This is a genomic window from Streptomyces sp. NPDC003943 (assembly GCF_053605265.1).
In genome coordinates this window covers 140,854-152,780 of sequence record NZ_JBSGIW010000005.1, presented here as the reverse complement: position 1 = coordinate 152,780, position 11,927 = coordinate 140,854, and the positions used below count along the sequence as shown (strand labels likewise).

Annotated in this window: 4 protein-coding genes; all 4 read left to right on the top strand. The window is 69.9% G+C overall.

The annotated features are described in order from the left end of the window. Positions 1-102: 102 nt before the first annotated feature. Genes ACWEV0_RS03940 through drmB form a run of 4 tightly spaced genes read left to right on the top strand, consistent with a single transcriptional unit; the run spans position 103 to position 11,892 of the window. Positions 103-4,863: a DEAD/DEAH box helicase gene (locus ACWEV0_RS03940; protein ID WP_453146203.1), complete on the top strand. Its 4,761-nt coding sequence runs from the start codon at positions 103-105 to the stop codon at positions 4,861-4,863. Continuing rightward, positions 4,860-6,764, top strand: a complete 1,905-nt coding sequence (locus ACWEV0_RS03935) for a UvrD-helicase domain-containing protein (RefSeq protein ID WP_453146201.1) — start codon at positions 4,860-4,862, stop codon at positions 6,762-6,764. The genes ACWEV0_RS03940 and ACWEV0_RS03935 overlap by 4 nt, the downstream gene beginning before the upstream one ends. Then, entirely contained in the window at positions 6,761-10,039 is a 3,279-nt protein-coding gene (locus tag ACWEV0_RS03930) for a helicase-related protein (RefSeq protein ID WP_453146199.1), read from the top strand. The genes ACWEV0_RS03935 and ACWEV0_RS03930 overlap by 4 nt, the downstream gene beginning before the upstream one ends. Continuing rightward, positions 10,036-11,892, top strand: a complete 1,857-nt coding sequence (drmB, locus tag ACWEV0_RS03925) for a DrmB family protein (RefSeq protein ID WP_453146197.1) — start codon at positions 10,036-10,038, stop codon at positions 11,890-11,892. Before ACWEV0_RS03930 ends, drmB begins: the two co-directional genes overlap by 4 nt. The last annotated feature ends 35 nt before the right edge of the window (positions 11,893-11,927 follow it).

Sequence of the window (11,927 nt, the reverse complement as noted above, 5' to 3'; positions counted from 1 at the left end):
GGGGCCAGCCGAGGCCCCCCCCCCCCCCCCCCCCGGCCAACACCACCGCGCCCCCCCCCCCCGCTCCCCTTCTTGTCCTACCTCGACTCCAGGAGCCACAGAGTGTCGTCTCCCAGCGACTCCCCGGTCGTTCGTACCGTCCTCGAGCAATCGGATCGCGTGCTGCAGACCTACGCGGTCGACCCCGGCCTCGTTCCGGAGCATGCCAACAGCGAACGACGGATCACCCAAGGCGGATACGGCGACCGTCAGTTGTTCGAGCTCGTCCAGAACGCGGCCGACGAGATCGCCTCCGAACCGGGCGGCACCGTCCACGTCGTCCTCACCGCGACGCACCTCTACTGCGCCAACGAGGGCACACCGGTGACCCCCGAGGGCGCGGAGACGATCCTCCGGATGAGCATGTCGCGCAAGCGCGGCGGTCAGATCGGCCGCTTCGGCGTCGGCGTGAAGTCAGTCCTCGTGGTGACCGACACTCCGCAGTTCTTCAGCCGCAGCGGCTCCTTCGGATTCGATCGCGAGTGGGCGTCGCAGAGGATCCGTTCCGTGCCCGGAGTGACCGAACGGCTGGGCCCGACGTTCGCGGCGCCGGTGCTTCGCATGGCACGCCCCCTCGACATGGACGCCGAACGTGCGCACGATCCCGTACTCGACGAGCTGCTGGGGTGGGCCACCACGGTCGTGCGCCTCCCTCTGCTCGACGGTACCGTGGAGCGACTCGCCCAGGACATGCACGGCGGGCGGACGAGCGCCGGCTCCTCGCGCGAGGAGTTCCCCGTCGGTTTCCAACTCCTGTCCCCCCACGTGGCGAAGGTCGTGCTCGAGGACCGGCGGCCTCGTCCCGTCATTCGACGGGTGCTGACCACGGAGCAGTCCGGTGATCTCCACACCGTCGTCGAGGAGCGAACGGGCAGGCCGGCCGCGTCCGCCCGCTGGCGCGTCTTCTCCGTCACCCACGAACCCGGACCGGCGGCCCGGCGCGACGCGGGCGAACTGCACGACCGTCTGACCCTCGACCTCGCCTGGGCCGTGCCGGCTCTGGAGAAGGACGCGGAGAGCGGGCTGTACGTCTCCCCGAGGTCCCGCGGTCGAGGACGCTTCTGGTCGTTCTTCCCGACCAAGTACGAGATGTCCCTCAGCGGCATCCTCAACGGCGCCTGGAAGACGAACGAGGACCGACAGAACCTTCTCGACTCCTCTGCGTTCAACGAGGAGATGATCAAAGTCTCGGCAGCGCTGGTCGTCGACGCACTCCCCCTGCTGGCGTCCGACGAGGACCCTGCCGCGTACCTCCCGCTGCTGCCTGGCCGTGCGAAGGAGGCCATCAGCTGGGCGGACGAGTTCCTGACCCGGGAGATCTGGGCCCGGGCCGCGGTCCGACCGTCGTTGCCCGACCAGGACGGGGTGCTTCGCGTGCCCGCCGAACTCCGGATCCATCCCCGCCTCGACAAGGACCAGAAGCGCCTCACCGGATGGCTGCGCATGTGGCACGAGTGCCCCGGTCGCCCCACGGACTGGCTGCACCCCAACGCCGAAGCCGACCTGCTGCGTTCCGGCAAGGTGGAGCACATCCTCGCGGCGGCCGAGCACAAGCGTGCCGACGTCCGCACATGGCTGGAGGCACTCGTCCAGTGCGGCACGCCCGAGGCGTCGGCGGTGGCGATCCGCGTCCTCGCGGAGATGATCGAGATCCGCTCCCCGTATGTCGAGGAGGCCCGCGCGGCGCGGATCGTGCTCACCGAGGAGCACGGTCTCGTCGCCCCGATCCCCGGCCGGGTCTTCCGGCGCGCCGACGAGGGAGGGCTGCGGGAGTCCCTCGTGTACGTGGTCGGCGACCTCGCCCGGGATCCGTCGCTCGCTCACGCGCTCGATGTTCTCGGCATCCGGGAGGCAGACGCCGAGGGACGGTTCATCAGCGTCCTCGACCAGGGCTTCGGCGGGTACGGGGACAGCGAGTGGGAGCGATTCTGGGAGCTGTTCCGTCGGGCGGGCGGACGCCGACTGACCCACCGAGTGCTGGAACGAGTTCCGGACGCCCGCGAGACACTGCGCGTACGTACGGCCGACGGCAGGTTCCGGCCGGTGCGCGACTGCATGCTGCCGGGCCCGGTCGTCGACCCGCGGCGCGACCCGAGCATCGCCGTCGACATGGGGTTCCACTCGGACGACGCTCCCTTCTTCTCGGAGATCGGCCTGCGCGCGCTGCCCTCGACCTCGGTGCAGCCGGACGGCGAGGAATGGTTCGAGGAGTACCGGGCCGCGGTCCACTCGGCCTATCTCCGCACCCTGGACGACCACACCCCTCGCCCCTCTCTCGGCCGGACGAAGGTGGAGGGCTCCGCCGTCGGCGGCCCCCTGCACCTGTTCCGATCGCTCTCGGAGGAGTCACGCGCGGCCTTTCTGAAGGCACTGCCGGACGACGCCGTCGTGGACAACTGGACTCTGCAGATCGGCGCACAGACGAGCAGCCGCCAAGCCGTGGCCTCGCCGATTCGCTGGCTGCTCAGGAAGTACGGGACGGTCGCCACCTCCCAGGGGATCAAGGCGCTGAGGGAAGCGGTCGGACCGCAGCTGGCCGCGTACCGCGACGTGCTGCCGGTCGCCGAGATCTCGCCGGAAAAGGCCCGGAAGCTGCGCATGCCGACCACGGTCGAAGAAGTCCCGTCCACGCGCTGGGAGAACCTTCTCACCGAGGTGTCCCGGAGCGAGGACGACACCTTCGTGGGAGCAACCTATGTAATGCTGACCCGGTTCGGCGCGGACTTCCCCGAGGAATCGCTGACCCGTTGCCGCATCGGTGACACGTGGGGCAACCGTCCGGACGAGGAGATCACCGTCGCGGTCGGCTCGGCCGAGTACCGGGCGCTGCGCGCCGAACAGCTCCCCGCGCTGCTGGTGCCGAGTGCGGCGGACGCCGAACTGATGGTCGAGAAGTGGGGCATGCTCCGCTACGCCGACGTGATCAGCAAGGAGACCCGCGAGGTCCCGGACGGAGACCCGGTGGCCCTGGTCGAGCTGTACCCCGCCCTGCGCCAGCGGCTCAACAGCACGAACCGGAACAGTCTGGTACAGCGATGCACCGAGTTGGAGGAGGTGACTCGCACCCCCAACGGCACCAGGCCCCGCCAGCTGGACGCGGTGCGGCAGGGCGGCACGGTGAAGGTCCGCGTCCCGGCGGAAACCGAGCCGATGCTTCGGCTGATCGATCGGGAACTGGAGCTGGGGCTCGGTGCCGCCGGTTGCAAGGCGGTCCTGGAGCACCAGGAGCGCATGGCCCGTGACAGCGAGACGCAGGCGGCGCTCAGGGCCGTACGCGACGCCGAGGACGTGGTCTCCAAGATCGAGCTGCTGATCGGTGCGGAAGCCCTACGGTCAGGGCTGCCCGAAGGTCTGATGGAGACGGAGCTGCAGGAAGGTGGCAGTACGGAGCCGTCCCCGCACCGGATCGCGCAGATGGCCTTCAACGCGCACGGCGACGGAGTGCTCCAGCAGCACGCCCGGGACATTCAGGCCCGGTTCCCCAATGCCCCGGTTGCCTACGGAGGTTCGTCGGCGGCCGTCGCCTTCGTATCGGACCTGCGACTCCCGGTGGCCTTCGCCGGTTCCCGGACCCCTTCACCGCCCGCCTTCGAAACGGTCGACGGCCCCCGGGACTTCCCTCGACTCCACAGCTACCAGGAGGACCTGGTCCGGAACATCAGCACCCTGCTCGACCGACTGGCCCCGCAGCGCGCCATGCTGTCGTTGCCCACCGGCGCCGGCAAGACCCGGGTCACGGCGGAGGCCGTGATCCGGTGGGTCAAGCAGGTGGGGAATCTGCAAGGTCCGCTGTTGTGGATCGCGCAGACCGAGGAGCTGTGCGAGCAGGCCGTGCAGAGCTGGAAGTTCGTCTGGAGCAAGGTGGGTGCGGAACGGCCGCTCACCATCAGCCGGTTGTGGAGCACCAACGAGGTCGGGGACGTGCTCGACCATCCGCACCTCGTGGTCGCAACGGACGCCAAACTGGAACGCTGTCTGGACACCGAGGCGTACGACTGGCTGCGGCAGGCCGCTCTGGTGATCGTGGACGAGGCGCACACCGCCGTGTCCAAGCGCTACACGGGGATCCTGGGACAGTTGGGTCTCACCCAGTACGAAACGAAGCGCCATCTGCTGGGCCTGACCGCCACTCCGTTTCGCAACACGAACGAGGAGGAGACCCGCCGGCTGGTCAACCGCTTCGGCAACAGGCGCCTCGACGAGGGCGTCTTCCCGTCCGGCGACCCTTACCGGGACCTGCAGGAGTGGGGGATGCTCGCACAGGTCGAGCACCGCACTCTGGAAGGAGGCAGCATCGAGCTGACTCGCGAGGAGAGGGCACAGGCCGCCAAAATGGCGACCCTCGCGCGGGCCGCCGAACAGCGGCTCGCCGACGACCACGCCCGCAGCCGTCGTATCGTCGACGAGGTGGTCGCCCTCCCGGAGGACTGGCCGACCCTGCTCTTCGCCACCTCGGTCGACCACGCCAAGTATCTGGCCGCCGTGTTGAACGACCGCGGGGTACCGGCCGCCGCCGTGGATTCGACGACCAGTGCTCAGGATCGGCGCCGGCGCATCGAGGACTTCCGCGCGGGCCGCATTCGGGTCCTCACCAACTACGGTGTCCTCACCCAGGGCTTCGACGCGCCCGCGACCCGCGTCGTCGTGGTGGCCCGTCCCGTCTACAGCACAAACGTGTACCAGCAGATGATCGGGCGTGGCCTGCGCGGCCCCAGGAACGGCGGCAAGGACACCTGCCTGATCCTCAACGTCAGCGACAACATCGCGAACTTCGACACCCGGCTCGCCTTCACCCAGTTCGAGCACCTCTGGAGCCCCGCGTGACCGAGACCTACCTCGACAGCCCCCCGCTCACCGACGAGCAGCGGGCCGTGGTCGAGCAGCCCTGGGACGCCCGCGTTCTGGTAACCGCGGGGGCGGGAGCCGGTAAGACGCACACCCTGGTACGCCGGCTCGACGCGTTGTGCGGGCACGAGGACCCGGAGGAGGCGCTGGAGGCGGCCGAGATCCTGGTGCTCACCTTCTCCCGGGCCGCGGCGCGGGAGCTGCGCGAGCGGATCGCCCGGCACGGGGACCGGGCGCGTCGGGTCCGGGCGCAGACTTTCGACTCGTGGGCGTACGGATTGCTGACGCAGGCCCACCCGGACGGGGACTGGGGCACGGTCGGCTTCGAGGCACGGATCCTGGCCGCGGCGCAGGCGATCGAGAAGGGAGCGCTGGAGACCGGCGACGCCATACCGCCCGCCCACGTCGTGATCGACGAGGTGCAGGACTTGTTGGGCAGCCGCCGCGAGCTCGTGGAAACACTCCTCGACAGGTACCAGGGCAGCTGCGGCTTCACCGTCGTCGGCGACGCCGCCCAGACCGTCTACGGCTTCCAGATAGACGATCTGGCCGAGCGTACCGACGAGACGGGCCGGTTCTTCGACTGGCTGCGTGGCTCCTACCTCGACGACCTGGTGGAACTCCACCTGACGCGGAACTTCCGGGCCGTCACTCCCGAGGCCGGGGCAGCACTGGCCCAGGGCCCACGGCTTCAGCAGATCCCCGACCCGGAGCAGGCCGCGCGCCTGTACGAGGAACTGCGGGACCTGCTCCTTGAACCGGCGAACGGATTGGGCGAGCTCACCGATCCGCTCCCCCTGGACGGTCTACGGCGCCTCCCCGACACGTGCGCGATCCTCACTCGCGACAACCGGCAGGCCCTGGCGGTGTCCGAGCTGCTCCACGAGCACGGCATCCCACACCACCTGCGGCGCCCCCTCGAACAGCACCCTGTCCCTTACTGGGTGGCCGAGCTGTTGCGCCGCACCGAGGCGAACGCCCTCACCGAGGAACGGTTCCGCGGCCTGCTGGAGGAGATTCCCCTGCCGTACGAGGCGAACGCGACCACCTTGTGGACGGTGCTGCGACGCGTCGCCCGCGGGACCGGGCGCAACGTGCTGGATCTGGAGCGGCTGCGCCGCTCGGTCGCCGACGGCAGGTTCCCCGACGATGCCGCCGATCCGGAGACCGCCCGGATCGTCGTCTCCACCGTGCACCGGGCCAAGGGCCTCGAGTTCGACCGGGTGATCCTGCTGACCCCGCCCACCGTCGCCGAACTCCGCAAACTGCACAAGGACGAGTTGGACCTCCCTGCCGAGGCCCGCGCCCTCTACGTCGCAATGACCCGGGCTCGCCAGGATCTCTACCACGTGCGTTCCCCCGAGCTGCCGGTCCTGCGACGCGCGGGAGGCAGAAGGAACGGCCGCCGGTACGTGGCCGGATGGCGGTCGTACGACAGGTACGGCATCGTCGCCGAGGCGGGCGACGTCTGCCGGGACCACCCGCCGGGTCACGCGACCGACGCCGCCGCGACCCAGGCGTACCTGCTCGAACGGGTGGGCCCCGGGCAGGAGGTGGTGCTGCGCAAGCGCCACGACCTGCCGATGGGAGAACACCAGAGCCCCCCGTACGCCCTCGTGCACGAAGGGAAGGAGATCGGCGAGGCCTCGGAGCGGTTCCGCGAGGAGTTGTTCCAGGTGCAGAAGGTCAATCGAACCTGGGAACCCTGGTGGCCCGACGAGATCCACGGCATACGGGTCGACGTCCTGGAGACCGTGACGGGCAGCACCGCGGCCGGTGCCAACGCCGGCCTGGGTGACCGTGGTGTGTGGATCGCCCCCCGGATCACCGGCATCGGTCGGTACCGGCGGGCCGACGACAACGAGGAGCAGAGCGCATGACGCACGTGGAAGGCCGGCACTCCGAGCACTACCGGGTCCGGGACGAGGAGCTGCTGGTCGGGCTGCGCCGTGAACTCCTCGGTCCTTCCCTCGACGCCGCACCGGAAGACCGGGACGAGGTGCTCACCGAGGACGCTCCGATCGACCGCTACCTCGTCGGCGTCCTCTACCCGAGGTCCGCGGACGCGGCGTCGGAGAAGCGCATCCGCGAGAGCCAGGACGAGCAGGACGGAACCGACCGTGCACCGATTTCCCGTGAGGACGTCGAGGAGTCCGGCACCGCGGACGAGGTCGGCGCCGCCGGCTCGCGACGTCCGTCCTCGATGGGCCTCACCTTCGCAGTCGACCCGGCCATAAGCGACACGATCGTCGTCCGGGCTCGGGCCGCGGTCTACGACCCGACCGACGCGGAAGGACGCCCCGTCCCCGCTCGCCGTGCCGAGGCCCGAACCACTTCCGATCAGCGGGAGCAGTGGCGACGCAGGGTCCTTGAGCTGCGCGAGACCACGATCGACGTGACCCGTCCCGACCCTGCCCTGGAAAAGGCGCTCGGGGACGGTGTCGCGCTGCGGGCCAACGTCCGCCGCCTCGACGAGGCCTCCGGTACGGTCACGATCACGGTCACCCTGGTCAACACGGAGCGGGTCGGTGAGCACGACCTTCAGGACGCCTCCTCCCTCTTTCAGTGCGGGCTGACCGTGCAGGCGGTCAACGGCGCCAGCGCCTTCGTCGAGCGTCCTGCGCCGGCCGCGTCCCATGACGACGAGGTTGCGACCAGTCGCCTGCTCCACCGCCACGCACCCACCTTCGCCGTCGGTCACGGCTGCGCCGCCGAATGGGACTGGACACCGCCGCCCATAGGCATGACCGATTCCGTGCGCGCCGCAGTCACCGAGATCCGCAGCGAGTTCGTGCCCACCGTCGAGGTGCTGCTCACCGACTCCAACCCCGAGATCGACAGCTCCGCGCTGTCCATGCTCGGCCTCGCAGAGGCCTCGGACAGCGAGGTCCTGACCGCTCTGCGGGCCTTGGCCACCGGCTACGAGCACTGGATCGAGCGCAAGGAGTCGGAGGCCCGCGCGCTGGCGGGCACTCCCCACAGCGCATCGGCCTTCGAGCAGGTCGAAGCCTGCGGCGAGGCACTCCGCCGCATCCGCGCGGGCATCGACCTCCTCGCCGACGAGGACAAGCCGGAACTGATGCGGGCCTTCCGGCTCGCCAATCGGGCCATGGCAGATCAGCGGGCCCGGAGCGCCTGGGTCAAGGGGGGCCGGGTCGGCGGCCCCGACCCGGCCGCCGGCCGCTGGCGTCCGTTCCAGATCGCGTTCGTGCTGCTCTGCCTGGCCGGGATCGACGACCCGGAGCACGAGGACCGCGACATCGCGGACCTGCTGTGGTTCCCGACCGGTGGTGGCAAGACCGAGGCCTACCTCGGTCTGATCGCGTTCACCGCGTTCCTGCGCCGCATTCGGCGCGGCACGGAGGGCGGCGGCGTCACTGTGCTCATGCGCTACACGCTGCGGCTGCTCACCCTTCAGCAGTTCGAACGTGCCGCGATCCTCCTGTGCGCGATGGAGCAGATGCGTCGCGGCGAGCACGCTGTCGAGTTGGGCGACGAGGAGTTCTCCATCGGGATGTGGGTCGGCCGCTCGGCCACCCCCAACACCCTGGAGGAGGCCGCGGAGAAGCTCGCCGAACTCCGCAAGGACCTCGACAAGCGTCTGGCCACCAAGAACCCGGTCCAGCTGCATGCCTGCCCCTGGTGCGGCACGCGCCTCGATGCCCGCGACTACGAGGTCGAGCACGAGGCACGGCGGATGCACGTCCGCTGCCCCGGCACCGGCTGCGAGTTCGCCCATGGCCTGCCGGTCCATCTGATCGACGAGGCCGTCTACGCCGCCCGCCCGACCTTGGTGATCGCCACCGTCGACAAGTTCGCTTCCATGCCCTGGCGTCCGGCGACAGCCGCCCTGTTCAACCGCGACGACCCCACGGACGGCACGCCGCCCCCCGAGCTCGTCGTCCAGGACGAGCTCCACCTGATCTCCGGCCCGCTGGGGACGCTCACCGGTCTCTACGAGACGGCTGTCGACGCACTCGCCGACCGCCCCAAGGTGATCGCCTCCACGGCGACCATCCGGCGCGCCGGTCATCAAGGCCGCGCCCTGTTCGACCGTGACGTGCGTCAGTTCCCGCCCGCCGGCCTCGACTCCCGGGACTCCTGGTTCGCGGTGGAGACCCCGCGCGAGGACAAGGCGAGCCGGCGCTACGTCGGACTCCTGGCACCCGGCACCAGCCAGTCCACCCTTCTCATCCGTACCTACGCCACACTGATGCACCGCGCGAAGCAGGCGCGGACCACGGACGAGGTTCGCGACGCCTACTGGACCCTCGTGGGCTACTTCAACAGCCTCCGGCTGCTGTCCGCGGCCGAACTCCAGGTGCATGACGACGTCGTGGCCTATCTGGAGCTGCTCGCCGAACGGGACGGGGTGCAGGTCCGCTCCTCGGCCAACTACTCGGAGCTGACGAGCCGGGTCGACGCCAGCGACATCCCCACCCGCCTCAAGGGAATCGAGAAGCGGCTTCCCGACGAGGACGCCGTGGACGTGCTCCTCGCCACCAACATGATCGCGGTCGGCGTCGACGTGGACCGCCTCGGCCTCATGGCCGTGATGGGGCAGCCGCAGACCACCGCCGAATACATCCAGGCCACAAGCCGTGTCGGCCGCGCACATCCCGGTCTGGTCGCCGTGATGCTCAATGCCACCCGGTCCCGCGACCGTTCGCACTACGAGAACTTCCTGCACTTCCACTCCGCCCTGTACCGCGAGGTGGAGTCCACGTCCGTCACCCCCTTCTCCTCACGTGCCCGCGAGCGCGGCCTGCACGCGGTGATCGTCGCCCTTGCCCGCATCCTGATCCCCGAGGCCCACGACAACGACGCCGCCGGCCGTATCGAGTCCTACGAGCACCGGCTCCGCCAGGAAATCAAGGGCGTACTCCTCAAGCGGGTCGGCAGTGTCGTTCCGGAAGAGGCCGTCTTCAAGGAGATCGAGGCCGTCTCCCGCACCTTCGACGAGTTCGTCGACTGGTGGTGTGCCGAGGCCGACATGCACAACCGGCTGCTCTTCGAGCCGAAGCGGGGCGACCGCACGCCCTCTCTCCTGAAGTCGTACGACGACGAGTCCGAGGACGCCGAGGCGTGGCCCACGTTGTGGAGCCTGCGCGACGTCGACGCCGAGTCCGCCCTGTTCATGGAGGCATCCCGATGACCCCGCCCCCGGCACGTCGTCGCCGCACCGCTGCCGAAGGCCGTGTCCCCGCCCACAACCTGCTCCGCCGGGGCGCGGTCCGTCGTGCCCAGATGATCACCACGTACGGTGTCGGGTCCCTGATCGCGGTCGACCACGAGTCCTTCGTCGTGTCCGGCCTGGACGGTGCCGACACGCACTGGAGCCTCGACGAGTCCCCGAAGATTTACGAGCGGCGGCTCGCCCGCCTCCTGGGCGTGGAGCACTTCCGGCTGCCGCCCGCCTCCGACGAGAGCAGCAAGGACGGGGTCAGAGTCCGCCGCTTCCCCGTGATGCAGTCCTGCCCCGAATGCAATGACCTGCGTCGCTACCGCGACTTCAACCCGCCGCCCGGCAAGAGCGTGTGCGGCGGGTGCGAGGCCGATCTCGTTCCCTCCCGATTCGTGATCGCCTGCGAGGCCGGGCACCTCGACGAGTTCCCCTACTGGCACTGGGTCCACCGTGCGGCCGGTACCGGATCGACCACCGCGGGCCAGTGCGGGGGCACTCTCAAGCTGCGTTCCTCGGGGCGCAGTTCCTCTCTCCGTTCGATCATCGTCTCCTGCACCTGCGGGGTGCCCGAGGTCTCGATGGAGGGCTCCTTCCGCAGGAACGCCCTGAGGGACCTCGGGCTCCGCTGCCGCGGCACCCGCCCCTGGCTCGGTACGTCCGTCCCGGCGGAGTCCTGCAGCTTCGCCCCTCGCACGCTCCAGCGTGGTTCCTCCGCCGTGTGGCAGCCGGTGTTGAAGTCCGCGCTTTCCATCCCCCCATGGAGCGACGGGCGCGCCGACCCCCTCGCCGAGCACTGGGAGGAGTTGCGCAAGCTGTGCAGTCGCGAAGAAGTCGAGATGTGCCTCAAGTTCGTGTTCAAGGGCGAGAGCCCGGTACCCGTCGACGAGGTCATGGCCCTCCTGGATGCCGAGCGCGAGGAGGACCCCGCGGGTGAGGAGGCACCCACCTTCGACCACCGGTACCAGGCCCTGCGTCACAAGGAGTACGAACGGCTCCGCGCCGGCAACGACGAGCGCGAGCGCTCCCGCGAGGAGCAGTTCATCTGCGAGACCCCGGACGGCGATCAGGAGATCCTGGGGTCCCTCGGGGTCACCGGCCCCATGCTGGTGAAGAAGCTCCGGGAGGTCCGTGCCCTCAAGGCCTTCACCAGGCTCGCCGACCCCGACTCGACCACCGAGGGCAAGGAGGCCGACCTCGCCACGTCGGCACTCAACTGGCTGCCTGCGATGGAGGTGCGCGGCGAGGGCGTCTTCCTCCGGCTCGACGAGGCGCGACTCGATGCGTGGGAGTCCGCCGCGGTGGCGGCACGCGCCGAGCGGATGCGTACCGCGCACGAGAGGCTCATGAAACAGCGTGCCAACACCCCGGCCAAGGTGCCGCCCTCCCCGGCAGGTCCACGGTTGGTGCTGCTCCACACCTTGGCGCACGTCCTCATCAACGAATGGAGTCTCGACGCCGGCTACCCCGCCGCCGCGCTTCGCGAACGGCTCTACGCCGACGACGACATGGCGGGGATTCTTGTCTACACAGCAACGAGCGACTCCGCGGGCAGCCTGGGCGGGCTCGTGACCCAGGGCGAACCGGAGCGCCTCGCCCGTACGATCCGCGCCGCCGTGCGGCGCGCCGAGTGGTGCTCGTCCGACCCGCTCTGCGTCGAGGCCGAGGCGTCCGGCACCGGCGGCACCAATCTCGCCGCCTGCCACGCCTGCGTGATGCTTCCCGAGACGAGCTGTGAGCACAACAACATCCTGCTCGACCGGGCCCTGCTGGTGGGCACTCCGGACGATCCGGGGCTGGGGTTCTTCGCGCATCTGCTGGGCTGACGCGCGGGCACGGCGACGGGGGGCCGACACACGTC

Coding starts and splice junctions, on each gene's coding strand:
- ACWEV0_RS03930 (WP_453146199.1), top strand. CDS start 6,761: ATGACGCACGTGGAAGGCCGGCACTCCGAGCACTACCGGGTCCGGGAC.
- drmB (WP_453146197.1), top strand. CDS start 10,036: ATGACCCCGCCCCCGGCACGTCGTCGCCGCACCGCTGCCGAAGGCCGT.